The 25253-nt window shown below is 36.3% G+C and carries 13 protein-coding genes; 6 read left to right on the top strand and 7 right to left on the bottom strand.

Annotated elements, in window-relative coordinates; all coding sequences use genetic code 11:
- Positions 1–2: 2 nt before the first annotated feature.
- From RHP49_13690 to RHP49_13700, 3 genes are all read right to left on the bottom strand, one after another.
- Positions 3–2546 carry a glycoside hydrolase family 2 TIM barrel-domain containing protein gene (locus RHP49_13690; GenBank protein WNH11942.1) on the bottom strand — a complete coding sequence of 848 codons (2544 nt, stop codon included), beginning with the start codon at positions 2544–2546 and terminating at the stop codon, positions 3–5.
- A gap of 222 nt (positions 2547–2768) precedes the next feature.
- Complete coding sequence (locus RHP49_13695) at positions 2769–5294, bottom strand: beta-galactosidase (protein WNH11943.1); 2526 nt, start codon at positions 5292–5294, stop codon at positions 2769–2771.
- Between the two features lie 132 nt (positions 5295–5426).
- Positions 5427–7934: a T9SS type A sorting domain-containing protein gene (locus RHP49_13700; GenBank protein WNH11944.1), complete on the bottom strand. Its 2508-nt coding sequence runs from the start codon at positions 7932–7934 to the stop codon at positions 5427–5429.
- Positions 7935–8276: 342 nt separating this feature from the next.
- On the opposite strand from RHP49_13700, the gene RHP49_13705 reads away from it, so the two are divergent.
- The 5 genes from RHP49_13705 (at position 8277) to RHP49_13725 (ending at position 17874) form a co-directional block, all read left to right on the top strand.
- Entirely contained in the window at positions 8277–9890 is a 1614-nt protein-coding gene (locus RHP49_13705; GenBank protein WNH11945.1) for a hypothetical protein, read from the top strand.
- A gap of 211 nt (positions 9891–10101) precedes the next feature.
- Entirely contained in the window at positions 10102–13200 is a 3099-nt protein-coding gene (locus tag RHP49_13710; GenBank protein WNH11946.1) for a TonB-dependent receptor, read from the top strand.
- Positions 13201–13217: 17 nt separating this feature from the next.
- Positions 13218–14951 carry a RagB/SusD family nutrient uptake outer membrane protein gene (locus RHP49_13715; GenBank protein ID WNH11947.1) on the top strand — a complete coding sequence of 578 codons (1734 nt, stop codon included), beginning with the start codon at positions 13218–13220 and terminating at the stop codon, positions 14949–14951.
- A gap of 30 nt (positions 14952–14981) precedes the next feature.
- Positions 14982–16565 carry a hypothetical protein gene (locus RHP49_13720; GenBank protein WNH11948.1) on the top strand — a complete coding sequence of 528 codons (1584 nt, stop codon included), beginning with the start codon at positions 14982–14984 and terminating at the stop codon, positions 16563–16565.
- A 166-nt stretch (positions 16566–16731) separates the two neighbouring features.
- Positions 16732–17874 (top strand): family 16 glycosylhydrolase, encoded by a 1143-nt coding sequence (locus RHP49_13725; protein WNH11949.1) that lies wholly within the window; start codon positions 16732–16734, stop codon positions 17872–17874.
- A 207-nt stretch (positions 17875–18081) separates the two neighbouring features.
- On the opposite strand, the gene RHP49_13730 is transcribed toward RHP49_13725, so the two are convergent.
- The 4 genes from RHP49_13730 to RHP49_13745 form a co-directional block, all read right to left on the bottom strand.
- Entirely contained in the window at positions 18082–19599 is a 1518-nt protein-coding gene (locus RHP49_13730) for an arylsulfatase (GenBank protein ID WNH11950.1), read from the bottom strand.
- A 27-nt stretch (positions 19600–19626) separates the two neighbouring features.
- Positions 19627–21252, bottom strand: coding sequence for a DUF5060 domain-containing protein (locus RHP49_13735; protein ID WNH11951.1), 1626 nt, complete (start codon positions 21250–21252; stop codon positions 19627–19629).
- A 53-nt stretch (positions 21253–21305) separates the two neighbouring features.
- The gene (locus RHP49_13740; GenBank protein ID WNH14430.1) at positions 21306–22955 is read right to left on the bottom strand and encodes a sulfatase; all 1650 of its coding nucleotides are present in this window, start codon (positions 22953–22955) and stop codon (positions 21306–21308) included.
- Between the two features lie 136 nt (positions 22956–23091).
- On the bottom strand, positions 23092–23952 hold the full coding sequence (locus RHP49_13745; GenBank protein ID WNH11952.1) for an AraC family transcriptional regulator: 861 nt from the start codon (positions 23950–23952) through the stop codon (positions 23092–23094).
- Positions 23953–24106: 154 nt separating this feature from the next.
- On the opposite strand from RHP49_13745, the gene RHP49_13750 reads away from it, so the two are divergent.
- Entirely contained in the window at positions 24107–25225 is a 1119-nt protein-coding gene (locus tag RHP49_13750; GenBank protein ID WNH11953.1) for a Zn-dependent alcohol dehydrogenase, read from the top strand.
- Positions 25226–25253: the final 28 nt, after the last annotated feature.

A 25253-nucleotide genomic window follows, 5' to 3' on the forward strand; every position in this document is an offset into this window, starting at 1 on the left:
AATTATTTAATGCTTATTGTTATGTTTTGTTTTTCAATGCCTTCTGCAGAAGCTGTTATGGTAATGTCTTCTGGCGTATCGGATGCTTGAATGATTAACAAGGTTTTTCCATTGTGTGTGGTGCTTTTGTTGGATTGAAATGTTTCAACGCTTTTTTTCCAACCATTATCAACGCCCAATATTTTGGCAGAACCTTTAATTTCAAAGGTGATCAATCGATCATCTGTTTTTACAGGGTTTCCATCACCATCGGTAAGTTGCATGGTGATATGGGCAACATCATAATGATTGGCTTCTATTGTTTTTTCTTCGCAAGTCAATTTGATTTTTGCAGCTTTTCTGGCTGTGGTGATTTCATAAATTATTTTTTGACCATCTTTGATGCCTTTAGCTACTAACTTGCCAGCTTTAAACGGTACGCCCCATTTGTAAATGTGGTCTTCAAAATCGGAAAGCCTCTTTTTTCCGAGTGATTTGTCATTCAAAAACAATTCAATTTCATCGCAGTTTGAATAGATTTCAACTGAAATCATGTCGTTTTCATTGTAATTCCAATGGGCATTCACATCTTGCCATTCCCAAAGCGAATGTTCCCATTTTTTTGGGTCTTTGGCCACGATGGTGCCGCTTTCATCAATTTTGTTAAGCGATTTTTCAATGTTTTGGGTGGCGATATGAATCATTGGAGCATCCGTCCAAAGCGATTGCATCATATAATAGGAGCCTTTTTTGAAGCCAGCGGTATCAAGAAGTCCCGAAGGCTGCACACGCACCGGCCATGGATCCCTGATTTCTCCCATATAATCAATGCCGGTCCATAAAAAAGTCCCTGATATAAATGGGCGTTCCATAATGGCTTTCCATTCATGGTACTGGGCTAAATTTTCGGTGCCCATAATGGGTTTATCGGGGTAGTTTTCGTGTCCATAATCATATAAAACCCGTCTGTAACTGTAGCCCACCACATCCAAAGCATCGGTGTAACCCGATAAATGGCTCGCCGAAGGCAAGATTAAATTGGCGGTAACGGGCCTGGTAGTGTCCAATTCTTTTACCCATTTTGAAAGTTTTTGGGCGGTTTCGCCAATATCATATTTTCCCTTTGGAAGGGTTTCCAATTGGCGTTTAATTTCTTCTGTGGTATGCGGTGGTTCTGACCAGAAATAGTTGCCTTTCCAGTCCATATTATTGAAAAATCCGGTGGCTGCCGCATTTCTGGGGTAGGTCCATTCAATTTCATTCCCGATGCTCCACTGGAAGATAGACGGATGGTTTCTATGGCTTAAAATCACATTTTTAAGGTCTTTTTGCGCCCATTCTTGAAAATGTTCGCCATAGCCTCGGGTGATGTAATCGGTGCTTTTGGATTCGTTTTGGTTGAAACGTTTGTCCTTTGGGTTGTCCCATTCGTCAAACAATTCATCTTGTACCAAAAGGCCCATTTCATCACATAAATCCAAAAACTGGGTCGATGCGGGATTGTGCGATACTCTAATGGCATTGGTGCCGCCATCTTTTAAAATTTGTAATCTGCGTTTCCAAACGCCTTTTGGCACCGCTGCTCCTACTAAACCGCCGTCATGATGTAAACAAACACCTTTAATTTTCATATTGACTCCATTCAAAAAGAAGCCTGTATCGGCATCAAATTTTATGGTTCTAATGCCAAAATTGGTTTGATGGGTATCAACAACTTCATCGTTTTTTATAATGGAGGTTACCGCTTTATAAAGATTTGGATTGGTAATATCCCATAGTTTCGGATTTTCAATTTCTATGTTTTGCTGAATCTCTTTGGATGTGTTTCCGTTTATTTTTAATGTATTTGTTGTTTGGGCAACGTTATTATTATCTGCATCAAAAATTTGGGTTTTAACGCTGATGGCTTCTTCTGAAGAAAAATCGTTATTGACTTTGATATCCAATTGAACCGTCGCTATTGCCTTAGAAACCTTGGGCGTGGTTACAAAGGTGCCCCAAACAGGTACGTGCAGTTTATTGGCTGTAATCAATTTTACATTTCGGTAGATGCCCGCGCCCGTGTACCAACGGCTATCGGCATAGCGGGTGTGGTCTATTTTTACGGAAACAATATTGTTTTTCCCGTTTTTGTTTAAGTGTGGCGTTAAATCATAATAAAAAGGAGAGTAGCCATACGGATGAAACCCTAGTTTTATGCCATTTATATAGACTTCAGAATTATTGTAAATACCATCAAAAAGGATGTAAACAACTTCATTTTCACTGACCTTCAAATCGAATGATTTTTTGTAATAACCATAACCTTTGCTGGGCAAATACCCTGTGGCATGGGCATCATTGACCAATGTGGAATCAAAGGCTTGCTCAATAATCCAATCGTGGGGCAGGTTTACGGTTTTGTATTGATTATCCGGAATGGAGGCAATAGCTTCATTTTCTTGGGATAAATAGAAGTTCCAATTTAGGTTGAAATCTGTTTTTTGACTACTTTTTTTTTGTGCATCAGAATGATTACAGCCCAAACATGTTATGAATGCTAAAAATAAAATTTGAAATTTTCTCATGTGATACAATTAACTTTTGGATAAATTCAAAATTCGATGAATATGTTTAATTTCAGTATAACCCATGGCTTTTAGAAAGCAATAAATGATTCATTGGTCAGGACTTGACACAAATTTAATCTTATAACCACTGGACGACGATTTTTGATACTAGACAAAAACTAAACAGAAGTAACATTTACCGATATTTATGGTTTTTAATTTCAAGGTATGTATCATGACTTATTGTGTTTTTATTTTAAATCCTCTAGCGGTAACCGTATCGGTTTGGCTTTCATATTCTGCACCGTTTTCACGGGTTAGTTTGTCAAAAAACTGATTGTAATTGGAATATTTGTATGTTTCGTTTCGTTGTCTTATTTCACTTCCCATGGCTTTGAATTCTTTTGCAGCTTTATCGTGGTCGCCGATCAACAACATATAATTGTTTTTTGAAATGATTTCGCCGGTTTTGTCTTTTAATTCCAAATGCACATAAAAATTATCTTTTATGTTTTTCAATACATCGGCCTTTAAATCGAACCATGCTTTAGAGCTATTTTCTTCTATTTTAGCAATGTTGAAAGTGTCTTTGTCTAAAATCTTCCCACTATGGTTTGTGATGGTATAGTTGGCAACACAATCATCATATTCAGTATAAAAATCATTTACCACCCAGATTTTACCCTTAAAAATGTCGGTGTGCAACCAGCGGCGTTTTTGGAATTGCATGTTTATTAAAACAGGCTGATAGGCCGTTTTTACATAATCGTAAGAGCGTTTAGGTTGTTGGTAATTATCAACAATGCCCCATTTCATATCGGGCCAATAGGTAATAAAATGACAGAGCGAAATGCCGCTTGTTTCAGGTTTGTTCCTTCTAAAATGTTCTATTGAAAGTTGAAAAATTATGCCTTGGGCATCTTGTGTGGCCTCTACAAATTCTTGAAGTGAACCTGTTTTTTCGCTTCCAAAAGCATCAAAATTCTGTGCTCTTAATCGGTCCAAGTCTGCCCAATGGTGACCCCAACTCAATCCTGGTGGCCATAGCTCATTTTCAGGAATGAATTTCTTTAAGCTCTCTATATTTGGCACCGAGGTAATGGCCAATTCTGGTACAATTGGAAAATCCAGTTTTGAATACCAATCTTCCATAGGTGCATGCCCCATGTTATAAAAATAGGCGAGGGCATGAACGGCTTCTTTGGGTTTATAGCCAGCTTCTTGCGATGGTTCATCCGTCATGGGGGAATCTGGCACATAGGGTAAATCCACTTGTTCTTGCAATGCTTTTCCCAATTGTTCTAAAAAATTTCGTGTAAATGCTGGGTCGCCAGAGCGCAAAAACATTTCCTCGCCACCTTCCATCATAATCAATGAGGGATTGTTTCGGCGTTCCTTAATAACGGCAACCCCTTCGGCAATGGTGGTGGCAATAAAATCTTCGTCATGCGATAAATTTCCGGTGCCTAAAGGGATGATGTCGTTCCAAACGGTAATGCCGGCCTCGTTGCACAATTCATAAAACAAAGGAATTTCTGAGGGGTGCCAACCAAAAATCCGAATATTGTTCATGTTAGCGTCTTTTGCCAATTGGATGAGTTTTCGGTATTTTTCTTCGGAAGTGCGCCCCGTAAAAATATCCGGTGGCCCGCCCCAACAAGCCGAACGGATGAATATTTTTTTGCTATTGATCATGGTGGTTCTCGGGAAACTCACTTCATCTTTTGTAAAACCGGGGTTCCATGCCATTTTCACTTCACGGATACCAAAAGTTGTTTCTTTAAAATCTTGGTTTATTTTATTTTCGGACAAAGAAAGTTTTGAAGTATATAAATTTGGTTTCCCTAAATCCCAAGGCCACCACAGTTGGGCATCTTCAATAAAAATGTCCTTTTTAATGGTCTGTTTTCCGGGTGCTATGGTTTCTGTAAATGAGGTTGAAATAACATCGGATTTAAAATTTTTCCCTTGAATGGTAGAAATGAATGTTATTTCTTTTGGAAATGCCTCTGTGTTTTCCACTTCCACTTCAAGCGTTACTTTAGCGTTGTTGTCCGCTTCAATTTTTGGCCTTAAATACACGTCCTTGATTCTTGTTTTTCCTGTATAGACCATTTTTACGGATCTATAAATACCAAACGGATTCAAATCGCGCCAATAATCGCCAAACCAGGGTGTTTTTCTGCCTGCTACTTTGGCGTTTACCTGCGGTGGTGGTGCTAGCCTAACCATTAAAATATTGCTGCTTGCCAAGTATTTTTTACTGGTTCTAAGGGCCTTGTTGATATCAAATGAGAATCCTGAAAAAGCCCCTTCATGACTTCCAAGAAAATGACCGTTCAGCCATACATCACAAGCATAATCTACGCCTTCAAAATCCAACCGTACCAACTGATCGGTTATGTCTTGTGTAACATTGAATTGTAACGCATACCACCATTCGTAGTGCATGACCCATTGCGCTTTTACGCTGTTTCTTCCAAAATAGGGGTCTTCAATGGCACCGATTTTCCAAAGATCTGTATAAACATCTCCAGGGACTTCGGCGGAATTCCATACCAAGGTTTCAATATCTTCAGGAGGAAGTTCATGCAGTCCAGCTTTTACGCCTTCCCCGGGAAGCATCATTTTCATTTTCCACTTAAAACCGCTTAAATCTTGCGATAATTGGCTGTTGTCTTTATGCGAGACTTCAGAACCTGGTTGTGCCATAGCAGAAAATGACAAAAAGCACAATACAGTTAATGATATAAATTTTAAATACATTGTTATTTTTTTTATACCTACAAGGTTTTTGAAACTTTGCAGGATGTTTTCAAAACCTTGCAGGAAGATTACTCATAAACTTGATAACGCCCTCTTTTGGGGTTAGGGGCTTGCCATATTTTATTGAAAAAATTACTGTTTTATTAATTTATTGACCCATCCATTATCGGTTTTTAAAAAGTAAATACCGCTTGGCAATTCTGAAATATCATAGTTTTGCGCAGGTTTAAAGCTTTTAACTTCAGATCCTGTAATATTGTAAAGTTTCATGTTCTTAAAACCCGGCACATTCGTGATGTTGAAAAGGCCCGTTGTAGGGTTTGGATAGATGAATGTCTTTTTGGAAACGGAGTTTTTGTCAACACTTAAAGTGATGTTTCTTAAGTCGCTACTAAAATTATAAACTTGAAGTGTGGCCGTACTTATATGCCCTCCAGCATCTGGAAATTCAACAGAAATGCTATTGTTGGTTTGCAATACATCAAAAGGAACGGGGATTTCCAAAACCCCAAAAAAGCGTTCACGATTTGCTTGATTATCCCCGCGCCAATTGTTAGGAACATCTAAAGATGTGCCATTAACAGTAACAGTGGGGCGCAAATTCAGACCATGAGGTCTGCCAACACCTATTCTTAGTACGGCTTCACCAAAGGTGTTTTTTGTAATGCCGTTAATTTGAAATGTTTCTGCTTGGTTTGCTGCTATGGGTTTTAAATAGCTTGTTGCATAATATTTGCTTTCGGTGTTGCTTTCATCAATTACGATAGCATTCGTAAAAGTGTATTCAAGAATCATGGTGCTTTCTGCATGCAGTGTTACTGTGGATGTATTGGTTGGAACAGATTCGTCCAACAGTACGGGTAGATTGCTACCGTTTAAGTACAAATGTTTTTTGTTGATATCATTGATGGCTTCACCTTTGGTCTCTATTACAGAAAGGTCGATGACTTCATCGGTAAAGTTTAGATTATTAAGAATGATATACGCTTTATTTCCATCTACATACCCATCCACTTGAATGTTTAGATTGCTTGAAGTGATGTCTATTCTTGTTCCTTTCACGTTTTTCCAAAGCTGATAAAACTTGAGCATATCTGTATAGACCCATTGGCCGGTATAACTGGTTGGCTCATTCTCTTTTCGCATCAAACGATGTTGGTATGGAATACCATTATTATAGCCCCATTCAGCCTTGACTATTAAGAAATTTATTGCAGATGCTATATTGTTTGGTCTGTCCAGAAAAGACATGAGCTGCGCATTTTGGGCTTTTAAATGCAGCCAATCCCTTAAAGGGCTCCATTGTTGATTGGCATAATCGTGCATTTGCGCACCGTATTCAGAAATTACAAATGGCTTAACTTGGTTGAATTTCATGTAGCTGTACTGTTCCATCATATCAAATGTGGCTTCCAGATTACTGCCGGAGCGCAATCTTTTCTTTCCGCCAATGGCCGGAAAATCATAAAGATGGATGGACCAAAAATCCATATTGGCACCTGCTACATCCATAAATAATTTCCATCTGTTGTTCCAACGTTGAAAATCGCCTTTCTCAAAATTTGGAAACGCCGTGGTATAGCCACCCACTTTTAGGTTTGGGGCTTGGGCTTTTATTGCCAAAGCAACCTCATTATGAAAATCTGCAATTTCTTGAAGTGAATTGGTGTAATCTTCTGGGCCGCCAAGATGCTCGTAGGCAGGTTCATTGATAACTTCTACAAAAGCTGGTACAGGCTGCCCGTTGTTGCCATGGAATTCATTAATATACCTGCCCATATATTCCCCTGTAGCTGTTCCGTTTGCTAAACTCCAACCCTGCGCTGTTGGCTTTTGGCCCGTACCTGTCCAAAAGGGATATTTTTGGCCAGCAATAATCAAATTATTCCTTGCCTCATATTGATGTAAGCTCGTTTGATTTGCATAGCTGTTTCGGCTGTTTTGTCCTCTTGTAGCGATATTGCTTGGTTCTGCATAACCCGGTCTGGTAGGGTCTTGGGTTACTTGATTTAAATTATAGGTAATGCCACCAGTGTCCCTGCCCATATAAACATCGTAGCCATTCAAAAAATCATTTCTTAAATCTCCCACTTTATTATCGCCATTCCATTCGTTTTCTGTTTGATTGGCATGAATGGTAATAAACTTGGCGCGATTAAAAGCATCGGTGCCACCTACCATGTGTTTCGCATTGATAGTTGCCTTTACTTGGGTATTTACTGTGGCAGCAGCGGATATAACAATATTTTTACTGGCATTGGCAGAGCCGCCTCCATCATTAACCATGAAAATGACGAGTGAATAGTAATTTCCCGGAGCAAGTGAAGCCGTTTCAACCACATTGGCTGGAATGGTATAATTATATGAAATGGTATCTGTATTAGGATGATTGTCCGGGCCGCCACTAAGCGGGCAGGTAGTAAAGGCACCGTAATCTTTAACAATGGTGCCAGAAGCGGTAAGTTCCCTAACCCATATACAAATATAATCCACATCTGGAGAGGTGTAAGAAAGGTTTATAGTAACGGATTGTCCAGGAGCAAACGTTATGGGGTTAGCTGGTACATTGGTCCAGGTAATACTGGTTTGAGCAAATGAAAATCCGTATACCAATAAAATAATGAATACAATTCTTTTCATAACAGTGAATTTTGTTCGATCTTATACAATACCAAAATTAAAACAGTAGTTGATTTTTAGGATTTTTTAGCACTTGACTATTACTAAACATTCGTTTTAAATCAAAAAACAAACTGGATTAAAACTTGACAAAGCCATATTTTGAATATATATGATATATTTTTTTAGGTTATTTTATATATTGAACCAATATTCAAATGTTAGTGTGTGGTATTTTTATTTGTTTTTTTAGTGGTTGATTATTAGTATTTTAATTTATTTTTTGTTCAGTTTTTTTGTATGATATGTAAGTGGTTTTGATTGTTTGGAATATTTTGAATGTTTAAATTGATTTTTTTAAGGATGAAAGGATTTTATATTGTTTGGATAGGTTTTATGGTATGTTTTTGTGAATTGTATTCTCAAAATAATTTTGCTCAAGATTCACTTTATTTAAAAGAAAAAGGGTTGAAATATAGAAACCCAGATAGTTTGGCTTTTCATCTTAAAAAAGATTATCAATTAAAACTTAAAGAAAAGGATACCATAAGTGCTATTGCTACTTTAATAGAATTATCCCAATTATATTCACATAATGTTAATTACGGAAAATCTTATGATAATTATTGGGAGGCGTTACTGTTGGCAGACCAATCCAAAGACTCCATTTCAATGTTTAAAGTGTACCATGGATTAGGATGGTTGTATTTATTTTATAAAAGAGATGATGAAGCTTTAAAAAAGTTCAACGTATCCAACAAAATCATAAAACAGCTCATCAATAAAAAAAATAAGGATTTGATGTTGGGTTATGTTGGCGGTAATTATTTTGCCATTACCAATCTATACAGGGATATTAAGGAATACGATAAAATGGGAATTTATTTGGATAGTTGTTTTCAGGTTCAAAATGAATTAAAGAATAGGCCTAAAAGTTATTATTTCGAGGCTGAATCCGGTTATCTGGCATCAGTTAAGGGCAATTATGAAGAGGCTTTACAAAAACTTAATAATGCAAAAAATCATTTTGAATTAAATGACCCATCCTACCAAGTGCTTCTCGAAATGTTTTTTGGTGATGTTTATCTACGAATGGGAAAACTTGACGAAACCATCTTTCATTATAAAAAATCGCTTGAAATATCAAGTAAATATAAAAGACATTTAAACAATGATTTAATTGTTAATGAGTCGCTATCCAACACCTTCTTGAAGCAAAATAATTTTAAAGAAGCTTATAAATATTTGAAGGATGCCAAGACACTTAACGAGCAGGTTTTTGGCAGAACGAGTGATAATAATCGGCATCTATTGGAAATCAAGGATTTATATAGGATTGAGAAAAAAAGATTAGCGGACAATGAAACACAGAATCGGTTGTTGCAATTGGAAAACGAAGACAAAATTTGGTTTTTAAAATCGATTATTCTAGGGGTTAGTATTGTGTTTCTAATAATTTTTGGATTTTCTACCATAAGAAACATTAGAAATAGGCACGCTAATGAAAAACGGATTTTAAAGGAAACACAAAAGCTAAAAACTCAAAAGCACAAAGAAATAATAGAATTAAAAAATAAGGAATTAACAGAATCGGCACTTCGTCTTGTGGAAAAGGACGAATTTATAGCCAGCATCAAAAACAGGTTAGAAAACCAAAAGGATAAAATAGATGTGAATGTTATTAAACGTATTTTAAGGTCTATGCAAGGAAACCCAAACAATAATTGGGAAGAGTTTGAAGCGAGGTTTACTTCAATAAATAAAAGTTTTTATTCTAACTTAAAAAAGGGGTTCCCCCATTTAAAACAAACAGATTTGAAAGTATGTGCGCTTGTGAAATTGAACTTTCCAAGCAAAGATATGTCGAAATTACTTGGTATTTCAGTAGAAAGCGTCCATACATCTAGACACCGACTTAGAAAAAAACTCAATTTGGACAGAAACGAAAATTTAGAAGAATTTATCGATAATTTTTAGTTGCTCTGTTTCTACTATTTAGTGTTTGTTTGTTTATTATGTTTTTTAAAATCTTGTTTTTTAGTGGGTTATTTGCTTTTTGTTTTGTTTTTGTCTAGTTGTTTTTTTTATCAAATTGAATTTTGTACAGTTTTAGTTCAGTAGTATTTTATTGATAACATAGAACCTGTGTCTAATTTTGATACATACTAATTTTAACTAAATGATAATTATGAAATTCAACTTATGTGTTAAGCAAAGTTATAAATGCCTTATGGTATTTGCTTTGTTTTTTCTCGTTTGCGGAGCAATTCAATCACAAAACATTACTGTAAATGGAATTGTTACTGGCGATCAAATGCCATTGCCTGGTGTCAATGTTTTGGTAAAAGGAACATCACAAGGAACGGTTACAGACTTTGATGGCAATTATGAAATTAGCGCCAAAGCAAATGATGTGTTGGTATATAGCTATGTAGGCTATATTACCCGCGAGGTACCTATTCAAAACAAGACCAATATTAATGTAGAATTAGAAGAAAATCTTTCTCAGCTAGACGAAGTTGTAGTTGTGGGGTATGGTACCCAAACGAAAAAAGAAGTAACCGGAGCCGTTTCTCAAGTTAAAGCGGACATTATTGCTCGAGCACCCGTTTCAGACATTGGCGAGTCGCTTCAAGGCGTTGTTGCTGGTGTAAATGTTCAAGCCGCTAGTGGGCGTCCTGGTGAAGCCGCTAATATTCAAATTAGGGGAGTGGGTTCGTTATTGGGAAAATTAGAGCCTTTATACGTAGTAGATGGCGTTCCTTATGAATCAAACCCAAACATAGCGCCCGACCAAGTAGCATCTATGGACATTCTTAAAGATGGTGCGTCTGCTGCGGTATATGGTGTAAGGGCATCCAATGGTGTTGTCTTGATTACAACCAAAAGAGGTAAGCCCGGTAATTTTGCAGTAACATTATCTACTTATGCAGGTATTCAAAATATTACTTCGGGAACACCTTTAATGAATACACAACAACAATTATTTGCTGATTTTTCAGTGGACAACGTATTGAATTCTGGTAATCTGCCAGGTTACTTTATCACAACTCCGGAGTTGTTGGATTACGATACTGATTTTGTTGGAGATGTTCAAAACAACAATGCCATTCTTAGAAATTATGATTTAGGTATTACTGGTGGAAGCAAAGAGTTAAGTTTAAGCTTTGCTACCAGTTTTAATGACCAAGATGGGGTATTGATTAAATCAGGATTTAATAGATTAAGTTCTAGATTAACTGCTCAATTCACTAAAGGAAAATTTAAAGCATTTGCTACAATAGGTTTAACTGAAGAAAACAGAGATCAAGAACCTTTTGCTTTATATGAATATAGTATTGGTCAAAATCCTTGGCAGATTCCATTAGGCGATTTAGATATTAGTGGTGATAACGTTGTAAACATTCCTGTGGATAACACTATATATTTTGGTTTTTTAGCCAAACAATTACAAAATGTTGATGAAAGAAAAGTGACTTCATCTAATATTGCTTTAAATCTGGAATATGAGATTGTAAAGGATCTTAAGTATAAAATAAGTTTAAGTAATAATAAGTATAACTACAAAAGAAAATTCTTTAGGCCATCATATTTTATTTATGGATTAGATGGAAACCTAAATGCAACGGCTTCAACGCTACAGGCGCAACTGACTGAGGATTATACTTTTTCTGACAGAAGAGTTATTGAAAATATGTTAAGTTACCAAAAAGAATTTGGCAAACATAAATTAAACACTGTAGTAGTGTCTTCTTATGAAGAATTTACGTCTAAACAACTTTCTGTAGGGGGTATTGGTTTTCCTACTAATGAAACTCAAGAAATAGGACAAGCATTTTCAGCAACTACTCCAACAAGTTTTGTTAATAAATATACATTGGCTGGTTTGTTAGGCCGAATTCAATATAGTTATGATGAACGTTACTTATTATCTTTGAGTGTGCGTAGAGATGGTTCTTCAAAATTTGGAACGGGAAATAGATATGCTTCTTTTCCATCCGCTTCTGCGGGATGGAATATTTCAGAAGAAGGTTTCTTTAAAAACTCGAAAATTGGAAACACTGTAAATAGTTTAAAATTAAGAGCAAGTTATGCACAAGTGGGTAATCAAGATGTTCAGCCTTATGTTGCAGCAACACAAATAGAGACTGGTGTTAATTATTTATTTGGCCCCAATGAAACTTTGGCATCTGGATTAATACAAAGAAGATATTCAAACCCAGACTTGAAATGGGAAACGAGTACTTCTAAAAATATAGGTATCGATTTGGCCATGTTTAAAAACAGATTGTCTTTAACGGCAGATGTTTATAGTAATGACAAAAAAGACATGTTATTGCCTTTTCAAACACCACCTTCGGGCGGTACATCGGCACCAGGAGCAGAAACTGTTTATAACCCCATCTTTATTAATGCCGGTAAAATGACCAATGAAGGTATTGAATTGGCATTAGGGTATAAAGGTCAATTTGAAAATGGATTGAAATACAACATTTCATCAACATTCACTAAAAACATTAACACCATAGTTGATTTGAATGGTATTGATCGTGGTTACCCAAATGGCCGACCAACCTTCTCATTAGGAAATAGTATCGATGAAACTACCTTTTTTGCTGTAGGGCATGAGGCGGGTGCTTTCTTTTTGTTGAAAAATGAAGGTGTCATTAAAAATGATGCAGATTTAAGCGAGTATCAAAAAATAAATCCTACCGCAAGTAAAGGTGATATACGCTATGCTGATATAAATGGAGACTTTAAAATTGATGAACAAGATAGGGTCTATGCCGGTTCTGGCCAAGCAGAGTTTGAAGCAGGTTTGAATTTTGATTTGACCTATAAAAATTGGGATTTAACAGTGCAATCCTATTTATCTTATGGTGCAGAATTGTTTAATGGCGCACGTTTCTTTGCTTATACGCAAGGCAGGCACTTAGATCAATTTTACCAATGGTCGCCACAAAATCCTAATTCTGATATTCCTAGTTTCAGAAACAGTGAGGCTACGGAAAGTGTGAGGGCAAGATCTGATTATTGGTTAGAAGATGGTACGTATTTAAGGATTCGTAACATTACATTGGGCTACTCTTTGCCTAAAGAACTCATTGATAAATTAAGTATTTCAAGTGTTAAATTTTACGTAACAGGTTTCAACCCTTTTACGTTTACCAATTACACCGGATATGACCCAGAAGTTGGGGGTAATGGCATAAGCACCCGAGGTGTTGATAGAGGAAATTATCCTGTGGCTAGAAGATTTGTTCTAGGTGCTAAAGTTAAGTTTTAACAATTAATTTAAAAAAAATGATACACTTTATAATAAAACCCAAAGTATTGGCCATGGCAGTTATCACATGCTGCATGTTGTCTTTCACAAGTTGTTCTGAGGAGGAATTTTTAACTGTTAACAATCCAAACTCCATTACTGATGCTACGTTTTGGAAAACAAGCACGCAATTTAACAATGCATTAAATGCCGTTTATGGCGCCATGCAATTTCAAGCCATAAGTGGTAGTGGTTTATCTCAAGAAATAATAAGGGCTGATATTGCAGACACCTATTCTTTTTTTGGAAGATGGAATATCTTCAGACAATTAACTTATACCGATAACAGTGAACAATTGGTTAATAAATGGAACCAATTGTATATTGGTATTTTTAGGGCTAATCAGGTAATCAACAACATTGAAATAGCCGATTCTTCTATTTTTAAGGAAAATGAGAAAGAATCTATTTTAGCACAAGCTAAATGTTTAAGGGCCTTTTTTTATTTCGAGTTGGTGCATACCTATGGTCAAGCCGTTATTCATACCGAAGTTTCAGCAGCCAATTTAAATAAACCCACAAGTACCATTGAAGAAGTAAACGACCAAGTTATTATTCCCGATTTGAATTATGCGAGATTGAATCTGCCTAAAATATGGACAGATAGTAAAGATTTAGGACGCGTAACATCTGGAACTGCAACGTCATTACGCGGAAAAGTATATTTATATGACCAACAATGGGGGCTTGCCGCAAATGATTTTAAAGAAGTAATAGACTCTAATGTATATGCATTAACTCCAGAGGCGTTAGATAATTTTACAGATCAAAATGAATTCAATTCAGAATCCATCTTAGAAGTAGCCTATAGTGCTACCGCCAATCCTGGAGCCAATGGTGCCAACGTAGATGACACGCCTTTTGTTTCCGGAGCAGAATCAAATGCGGTAGCATCCAACTATGCATCCATTGGGTTTGGAGGGTTTAACACGGTAGTTGCAAACTTGTATTTACATGAACTTTTTACAAATGACGAAATAGATGCTACAAATCCAATCAATACCGATAATGTACATTCCAGACGACTTTCCGCATCTATTTGTCCTAAGGATTTTGAAGGCCTATATTTTGGTGTAGATAATACCGATAGGAATGTGCACACATACAGAGGCCTGGGGTTAACGGCATTGGTTAAAAAATATACCAACTGGTACCAAGGGACTTCTGAAATACCATTAAATCGTAGTGGTATTAATTTTAGGCACATTCGTTTGGCTGATGTTTACTTAATGTACGCAGAAGCCGTTTTAAATGAAAACTCGAATGTGGGGGAGGCCATAAAATATATTGACTTAGTTAGAAAAAGAGCTGGCGTTAAAACCATACAACAGTATTTGGATGCAAATGCCAATACATTTCCACAGCTCCATATCAGCGAACAAGTTCACGGCACACAACCTATGGTAGCTCCTACAAAGGAGAACATCATGACACATATCCAAATGGTGGAAAGACCACTGGAACTTTGTTTTGAAGGACAAAGATGGAGAGACTTAGTGCGCTGGGGAATGGTTAAAAATACGCTCACCACTATGGGCGATGACTTAAAATGGAGACGGGATAATTTAGCTACTATTCTCAATCAACCACCTCTGTTTATTGAGGGATCCGTAAATTTACTTTCTCTCATTGGAATAGAAAAGTATAATGCTGCCGAGCATGATTATTTTTATCTTCCAGCAGCTGAACAACAATCAAATAAAGGATTGTAATAATTTATTTTAATTTAAATACGAAAAAAAATGAAAACAAAATTTAAATTATTAATATCAATTTTAGTCATTGCGTTTGGCTTACAATCTTGTAGTGACATATACGACAATTTAGACTTAATTGAGGCCAATAGCAGGGTGATAGCAACCTCACAAATGAATTTTGATAACACGGTGAGAGTGGGCGGAAGTATTACTTTTGGAGATATTTCGTCTGGTGTGGTGTCAAGATTATGGACGTTTCCAGAAGGTGCTGCCGATATTGAAAATGCAGACAATGATATTACGGCAACCACAGAAAATGTTAAAGCGTTCTTTAACGTTCCAGGCACATACGATGTTACTTTGCATCAGGTATTTAAAGGGGAAGCTTATGATTTGGATAGTCCAAACCCCATTGGAAAAGAATTGGATACTACCATTGTAGTAACAGTGCTCCCTAAAATCAAAACCGTTCTTAAAGGCTATGCCTTGAATGCCGATGGTTCTGAAGGTGCAGCATTAAATTTGACAAGTGGTGCGAAAAACGAAATAACTGCGGGACGCATGGCTCGATACATCATTGAATCTGTAGAAGGAGCACCCGCTAATATAGCCTGGACAACTGGCGCTACTACAGCAAATTTATCTGATGACAAAAGGACCATTGACGTTGTCTATAAAAAGACCGGGAACTATGGTCTTGAGCTGTTTGCAAACACAGCAAGACCTGCTGGAGAAGAAAGAACCATTTTTACGGATCTTATAACTGTTATTCCTTCAACAGATCCAGTAACCTTGGACAGAGTATTTGAGAAAGATGGTCAAACGATTGGCCTTGAATTTAGCAGGGAAATGGATCCTGCAACAATCAATAAAAATGATTTTTCTGTTTCAATCCAAACGGCTGGGGGTGCTGTTTTAGTTCCCGATCCAAGTGCCGTTACAGTAGATGCGGCAGAAGGGAACATCGTGCTGGTTAGTTTAGGGGAGCCTTATTATAATAACGACACCGTTAAAATATCTTACACACCGGGTGTATTGAGTACTCTTGATGGGGTAAATGCAACGGCTTTTACAGATGCTGTTTTAACTGATATTATTAAAACAAACATTCTAGCAAACAGTGCTTATGATTATAGTTTTGAAACTTCAGCAGATGCTACATGGCAAAATTTAGGTTGGGCTGGTTTTACAGATTATACACGTCAAATCTCTACAAATAAAGCCAAGGATGGCGCTAAAAGTTTGTATGTAGAAATGGCAGCCGGTGGCGGCATGATTATGGGGCATAGAGATTCTGGAGGCAATTTTATCAGGTTTACAACAAAAGCCAATACCCTCTATGAAATAGGTGCTTGGGTGTATGTAACAGACTTAGGGAACGCTACTGGGGCTAACCCACCAGACTTGCGCTTTTACTGGAATCCAGGAACAGATTGGGGAATTGGCAGTGCTGCCGATTTTACAGCAAATTTCCCAACTAACACATGGGTATATGTTTCTTTCCGAACGTCAAAATTTGCTGCTGGAGATACCTCTTTTATGATTAGAGGCTTTAATGCGCCAAACACAGCGCCTTTAAAATTTTATATGGACGATATTACGGTAGCAGAGCTTAACTTGAGACCTTAACATTCGACTAATAATTAAAAAAGAGATTAAAGTAAAAATCACACCTTCTAAGAACGTGTGATTTTTACTTTGTAATTAAATAATTTTCTTGGCAAAAATTCTATTGTTCAATCTCTTAAACTTAAAATAGCTTTTAGCTTTATTCAATAGATAAAAATATTCAGATATGAAAAACATATTATTACTGCTTTCTCTTCTATCGCTTTCATGTTCAAAAGAGGATTCAAAGTCAGATGAACCCGTTCAGTTTTCACTAACAACAACAGTTACACCGCAAAATTCGGGAACAGTAACGCCCGCTACTGGAAATTTTGTTCAAGGCACCACTATAAATATTGAGGCCACAGCAAAAGCAGGCTATCTTTTTACAGGGTGGTCAGGCGATGCCAGCGGAGACACAAACCCATTGCCATTAAAAATGGATGCAAACAAAAACGTGGTTGCAAATTTTGTGGATACATCAACTCTAGAGGATTGGTATGCTTATGAGGTGCCTGCCGATGCTGGAACAGGGAAAACATGGGTGTTGCAATCTGATGTTTCTGACGATTTCAATTATGTTGCCATTGCCGGTAATAAAGGGGCTGATTTTGATAATAAATGGACAGATTGGTACCATAATGCATGGACAGGGCCAGGTTTGACCAATTGGAACCGGGAAAATTCTTTTGTAGAGAACGGGATGTTAAAATTAATAGCGACAAGAAAATCAGGCACCAACAAGGTTTATACAGGTGCAGTAACCTCTAAAAAAAGAATCCAATATCCGGTATATATTGAAACTAGAGCAAAAATAATGAACTCTGTTCTGGCCAATGGCGCTTGGTTGTTGAGCCCTGATGATACTCAGGAAATTGATTTTATGGAAGCTTATGGTTCCAGTTATTCAGAAGGGGCAGCAAAAGATCAAACGTATTTTGCTGAACGGATGCACCTAAGCCATCATGTGTTTATTAGACAGCCTTTTCAAGATTATCAGCCCACTGATGCCGGAAGTTGGTATAAAACCAGCCCAGCAACTTTGTGGCGCAACGATTTTCATCGTTATGGCGTACATTGGATAGATCCTTGGAATTTGAAATATTATGTTGATGGTGTATTGGTTAGAACCGTTTCCGGTAAAAGTATTATTGATCCAAATGAATTTACCAATGGCACTGGCTTAAATAAGGAAATGGACATACTCTTTACAGTGGAAGACCAAGATTGGCGTTCTAATCAAGGCATAACGCCTACCGATAATGAACTAAGCAACCTAGCAAATAATACATTTTCAATTGATTGGGTTAGGGTTTATAAGCCTAATTAAGGCTTAATATTTTAAAATAAAATTACACAAAGAAGCCACCCCAATTTATTTATTGAGACGGCTTTTTTTTAGTGTAGTGCACATTGCAATTAAATTGTTAGTAAGCATCCTATAGTATGCTGGTTTTTTTAAAGCATTGGGCTATTTTAATCATGTTACAGTTTGTCAATTGTTTTTTTTTAAATGAGGATGTTTTTACCACCTTATTTATTTTATCCCTGTGTTTACTTTACTAGCTCTTGTTTGGTTATAAATATTTAATAAACGCACTACTTTGTCTTGATAAATTGAATTGTTTATCAAATTCTGTGCTTCAATTTCAAAAGGGTTTTCGTTCAAATTAAAAAGTGCTATTAATTCTTGATCGATTTCAAATGCGTTTTCATTTTTAATTTTTAGAATCAATTTCCATCCATTTTCTGTAATCATGGCTTCTTTTCCAGTTCCGGATTGAGTGATTAGAAATGGATGAGGCTCGATGTCTTTTTCATCCAGTAGTATGGGCAATAAATTTGAAGAATCCATAGCTTGATTATCATCTATTTTTTGATTTGTTACAGCAGCAAGCGTTGCCATAATATCAATACCTAAAATGGGTTTGCTTGATATTGAATTCGATTTGATTCTATTCGGCCAATGTGCAATAAATGGCACTCTATGTCCGCCTTCATAGGCTTGGTTTTTGCCACCTCGATAGGTGTCATTAGAACTGTGACCAGATTTAATCGTTTCAGATATAAGTAATCCACCATTATCGGATGTGAATATAAAAAGTGTATTTTCATAAACTCCTTTTTCCTTAAGTGCATTGACCAGCATTGTCATTTGAACATCTAATTCTTTAACCATATCTAAATGGTTTGAAGGTGTGGTTCCTGCTATTTTTGTTCCATTTAATGTTTTCGAAGGTGTATGGGGTTTATGGACAGCTTGTGTGCAATAATACATGAAGAAAGGTGCTTCTGATTTACTATTTTCTTTAATATAATCAACAGCTTTGTTTACTAGTAGCTCTCCAGCCTCAAAAGGATTCCAGTAGCTATCTCCTAAACCTTCCATTTTATCAAGCTTAAACCCAATTTTGTCCATGTTTTCTTGTGTAATTTGAACAATTTCAGAATTTTTATTTAAAGGCACCATAATACCATTCTCGTAAACTGAATAAGGAGCTGCTTGAATACCAGCAGGATACATAAAACTATAATCAAACCCATTTTGTTGAGGTCCTCTATCCATAACTTTTGTAATGTCAACATCTAATTCCGGTTTATTCCTAGGGCCTCTGTAAACAGTATTTGGGTCATCTTTTCTGGCGAAATCCATTCCAAATCCCCATTTTCCAAAGAAGGATGTTTTATAGCCAGCTTGCTTCATTAAATGCCCTAAAGTAAGTTGGCCTGGCTCTATGGGAGAAGGCTGATAACTGCCCCAAACACCTCTTGGTGCATAGCTTCTGTAGCAATGGTTCCCCGTCATAATGGCATAGCGCGTAGGTGCACATAAAGCAGCAGGCGAGTGGGCATCTGTAAACATAATGCCCTCTTTTGCTAATTTGTCCAGTGTAGGTGTTTCCACAATAATATTTTCAGAGTGTAATCGTCTATATTGTGAAATATCTCCAACACCAATATCATCAGCTAAAACAACTATTACATTGGGTCTGTCTTGAGCAAAAACAATGGTTTCTATAATAATTAAAACTATGGATAAAATGTTTTTTTTCATTATTGAAATTTATGTTCTAAATCGTTTTTAGTCAATCAGCCTAGATATGAGTATAGCATCTGCCTCTTCACGCCATGGAGAAATAAACTTAGGGGGTTTTGTGTTTTCTGTTTCAATTTTCGTGAATTCCCCTGTTAAAGTATTAAACCATTGCAATGTTCTATTTTCATCTTTCTTTTTTAGGAAAGCGGCATCTATACCATAGTTTTCTTTATGAATATATAATAAAACCGTTTTATTGTCATCAGTTAAATTATAGGCACTTCCGTTTTGCCAAGGTGACGGTGTCATTGTACTAAAATCAAACAGGGTAAATAGCTTTTCCATGTGATTGAAGTATTCAAATTTTGGTTTGATAAAATCATCAGATTGTTCAAACGGGTTATGAATAATAACATTCCATGAAGCACCTTGCCAATAATAGGTTGAGTAAACACCTGCAAATAGGCACATGTAATTACGGCGCAAACAAATTTCTGCATTGGTATAATCACCTGTAAAAACCAGATAAGGAGATTCTTCATAACCGCCATGTTCTATATTAAAAACGGGTTTGTCTTTAAATTTTGTTCTTGCATCAAGCATCTTGTCATAAAGATTATGCGACCAATTTTGAGTAGAAATGAAATCAACTTTGTCTGGAAACCTTGAGCAATATTTAAAATCATGTACCGATAACAATCTGTTAAATTTGTCTTGTTCTCTTAGTCTTTTTATTCTTCCGTGTATATAATCTTCATCTGCCCTACCGTAATACAAGGCTTCTTTTGAAATATCCCAGACCACATTTGGAAAAGCTTGATAGCGCTTTATTATATAATCAAAATACATATTATCTGCCTCGGTATCCATATCTGGCCAAGCTACAAGCTTGTTCCAAACGTAAATCATGAGGTGAGATACAATCCGTTTATCATGCATTAGGCTAATGGTATGGTCAAATTTTTGAAAAAATTCTGGATTTAATGCGGAATGGTCAGGTTCTTGGTTTGTTCCTAGAAAAGGAAAAATAGTTGCTGGACCACCAAATTCGTGTTCAGGATGCTCTTTTAATTTTTCGTCTTTTTCCCAACTTACATCATACGAAAACACATTCATTACAATTTGATTGAACCCATTTATCCCTATTAAATCCAATAAGTGATTTGTTTTAGGGATGCCCTTATCATTGTGATAATCCAATGCATATAACCAGTCACATTCAAAAGCCAGTAAGAAGTAAGGTGTGCCATCTTCATAATAAAAATGCTGAGGATTTTCTTTATTGATTACAATGGCTCCGTGATTACCGTCTTCATTATTTTCAACAATGATATTTCCCTTTTCCCCAGATAATTCAGTTAAATCTCCTTTTGTTTCAAAACGCCATTTGCCTTTTTGCGAACTGGAAAAGCGTATTATCCATTCATTTTGACCATTGTAAAATCCTGGCATTTCTTGCTTTGTGCCATTTTCGTGCGTAAAAATAGCATGAAAATCTGCCGTAAATGGAGATTTTAATTGTGTTTTAGAAACAAAACTGATATCTAAAACTTCCCATTTTTCTACTTGATATGAAGCATGTTTTTTATAGTTTTCTTTTTTAATTTGACCAAAAGCTACATTTGATAAAAATAGAATAGCAACGACACTAATTTTAATGAGATGATTCATTTGTTAAATTTAATTTTAATGGGATTAAAACATTTAAAAACATTGAAAACAATTTAATCATTCCAATGCGCATCAATGACCTTTTGAATGTGCGGATACTTGTCGCCATCTTCTTCATTCAATTCTTTACGTTTGGCTACAAGTTGCTCTTTTAAATTGGCAATAATGTCTTTATAGGCTGGATCTTTATAGGCATTGTTCATTTCTTGAGGGTCTTTACTTAAATCGTAGAACTCCCAAGCAACTGGTGTGTGCATGGTAAAACGGTTGCCCCAACTAGCTTTGTTCCATTCGGCATCAGGGTTGTCGGTATCTACCCAATACTTTCCATAGAAAAATATAAGTTTATGTTTTTTGGTTCTGATGCCAAAATGTGCGGGATTGGCATGCGCATGTGCCATGTGCATCCAATATCTGTAATACGTCGATTGTTGCCAGCCTTCAGGTTCTTTGCCAGTTTCCAATATTTGTTTAAAACTATGACCTTGCATTTGTTCTGGTGGCGTTCCTCCAGCCAATTCAATTAAAGTTGGTGCAAAATCCGCATTATTTATTATGGCATCTGTTCTCGTTCCTGCTTTGATTTTCTCTGGGTATCTTACAAAAAATGGCATACGCATAGACTCATCATACATCCAACGCTTATCAATATAATCATGTTCACCTAACATAAAGCCTTGGTCGCCTGTATAAACAATAATGGTGTTATCGTAAAGGCCTTCTTCTTTAAGGTATTCAATAAGTCGCGCCACATTATCATCTACACCTTTTACACAACGCAGGTAGCGTTTTAAGTATTCTTGATAGGTTTTGTGTATGTATTCCTTATCGTCTAAACCATCGGCTTGAGTGGTATCAAAATCCGGGTTGTTTCTTTTGGTGTATTCTGTGCTCCAAATGCGCATGCCCATATGTCTTATGGTGTTTCTTTTGGAAACCGAAGAACCAATAACGTGGATTAAAGAATCATTAGCCCCGCGTGTTGCAATAGAACCGTTATTACCATTATCATATAAACTGGCAGGTTCCGGAATTTCTGTATCTTTAAGATAGTCTTTATAGCGCGGTGCATATTCAAAATCGTCATGAGGTGCTTTAAATTGGTGCATTAAAAAGAAAGGCTTGCTTTTGTCACGTTTGTTTTTTAACCAATCTAAAGTGATATCGGTAATCACATCCGAACTTTGACCTTTGTATTGTTTCCCTTCATAATTGGGCATTCCATTGAAAGGTTCATAATGCATACCGCTTTCCGTTAGGTATGGGTCAAAATAAGAACCTTGTTGATGATGTTGTGTAAAAATATTGTAATAATCAAAATTAGGTTGGTGTGTCAAGTGCCATTTCCCAATAAGTGCCGTTTGGTAGCCTAGTTTTTTTATTTCCTCGGGTAGGTATTGATTTTTTGTTTCAACTTCACCCTCTAAATCTATCACGCCATTGGCTTGGCTATATTGACCGCTAATTATAGTTGCTCTACTCGGTGTGCAAATAGAGTTGGTTACAAAACAATTGTTGAAAATGATGCCTTCATTGGCTATTTTGTCTAAAGTTGGTGTGGGGTTTAAAGATGCTAATCTACTGCCGTAAATACCAAATGCTTGAGAGGTATGGTCGTCGGACATAATGTAAATGATATTGGGTTTTTGGGAAACCTGTACTTTTTTTCCTTGGTTTTTACAAGACAAAACCATGAGCACCATCAAACTTAACAATAAGCCGTTCTCAACTTTATTTTTTAATTTCATCAGAATATATTTTAAAGTTTAAAGGTGCGGATTCCTAAAGCAAAACAGCATAACAAATGATTTAATTAATAGCAAAGATGATTTTCATTCTTTATGCTTTTGATGCTATATGTCTGTTTTTAAACTCTAAAGGCGATGTTTTTATGAATTTTTGAAACTGGCGGTAAAAAAAGGGTAGGCTTTCATAGCCACATTCATAGGCTATTTGCGACACTTGTTTATTGGTTTCAATTAGTAATTCGCAAGCCCGATTGATTCTATATTCATTCACAAACGTAAAAAACGATTTGTTCAAGGATTTCTTAAAGAACCTACAAAAAGCCTCATTACTCATGGCAACGCTGGAAGAAACATGACCAAGTTTTATTTTTTTATAATAATTTGAATGCACATAATTGTAAACACGGTGTATTCTTTCGTTTGTTTTATGGTTTAAATTAGGCACAAAACCATCTGTTATCAAAAATTCATGAGATTTTATTGCTGAAAGGGATTCTAATAATTTAACAAAGCTTAAAAGTTTTTCTAACGACGATTTGTTCAAAATATTAATTAACTTTTTTGAAAATTTTTTTGAAGCCTCAACATTGAATTTAATGCCTCTTGACGATTTTTCCAATAGTTTTTTTATGTACCTAAACTCACTTTTTTCCATCCAGCCCTGTCCCAAAAACGTATCATTAAATTGAAAAACTATGGATTTTACTGATTTAGAGTCCGAATTCGTGTCTTTCCAGCAATGTGGAACGTTGCTGCCCAATAACACAAAATCGCCTTCTTCAAAATTTTGTACACTATTGCCAACATACCGAATACCTTTCCCTTTAATTATATAAGTAAGTTCATATTCAGGATGAAAATGCCAAGGTGCCTCAAAATTTTCCTTTTCGTATAAAAAAGAAATAAAGGAACTATCGGTTGATTCTGGGACTTTTTCAAATTTTGCTTTCAAAAGCAGCGTATTTTAGTGTTCTATTATGATGTAAATTTATGTTTTTTATTTCAAATAAGTCAATATAAGCACTACTTATGCTAAAATACACAATGATTGCCATATATGCCTACCGTAATTTTGTAGATTCAACCAAAAACATAAAAAACAATACATGGGTTTAACATGCAAAGCAGCTATAGCCAAAGGAGATGGAACGTTTTCTATTGATACCATTGAAGTTCAAAACCCGAAACCTGATGAGGTTTTAATTGCTGTAAAAGCCGCTGGTTTATGCCATACCGATCACGACTCTTTGTATTGGGGGAAACTCATAATTATTGGGCATGAGGGTGCTGGTATAGTAACAGCCATTGGAAAAGATGTGAAAAGTGTCAAAATTGGCGATGCCGTTATTTTGAATTGGGCAACACCATGCGGCACTTGCTTTCAATGTGAACGGGAGAACGAGCATATTTGCGAAAATAATTCCCCTGTGGTTGCGGGTGCAAATGGTTATACCGAAGGTCATGCACATATAGAAGGTACTACCTTAAACGGTACGCCCATTGAGCGTTCTTTTAATATAGGTACCCTTTCTGAATATACAATGGTAAAAGAATCGGCAGTTGTTAAAAACCCCATTCAAGATATGTCCTTTAGTGCCGCGAGTATCGTGAGTTGTGGGGTGATGACGGGGTTTGGTTCTGCGGTAAACACAGCTCAAGTCACAGAAAATTCATCGGCAGTTGTTTTAGGAACGGGGGGTGTTGGTTTGAATGTGATTCAAGGCATAAAAGTATCAAAAGCTTCCAAAATCATTGCCATAGATATCAATCAAACACGATTGGATATGGCGATGAAATTTGGAGCAACACATACTATTTTGGCTGATAAAAATGATAAAGGCTTATATAAAGCCGCCGAAAAAGTAAAAGCTATGACCAACGGGCGAGGTGCCGATTATGCTTTTGAGTGTACTGCTATTCCTGCTTTAGGAGCAGCACCTTTAGCTATGATTAGAAATGCGGGAACCGCAGTACAGGTAAGTGGAATTGAAGAGGAAGTCCTGATTGATATGTCTTTGTTTGAATGGGATAAAAAATACATCAACCCATTATACGGTAAGTGTAATCCTCAAAAAGATTTTCCTAAAATAATTGAACATTATAGAAATGGAGATATTATGCTGGATGAAATGATTACAAGAACCTATCCCTTAGAAAATTTACAACAGGCATTTGATGATATGTTATCTGGTAAAAATGCTAAAGGCGTTATTGTTTTTGAATAAGAAGTGAAAATCCATGTCAAAATTTAGA

The organism is Flavobacteriaceae bacterium HL-DH10, assembly GCA_031826515.1.
In the GTDB taxonomy this organism is placed as follows: Bacteria; Bacteroidota; Bacteroidia; order Flavobacteriales; family Flavobacteriaceae; genus Thalassobellus; species Thalassobellus suaedae.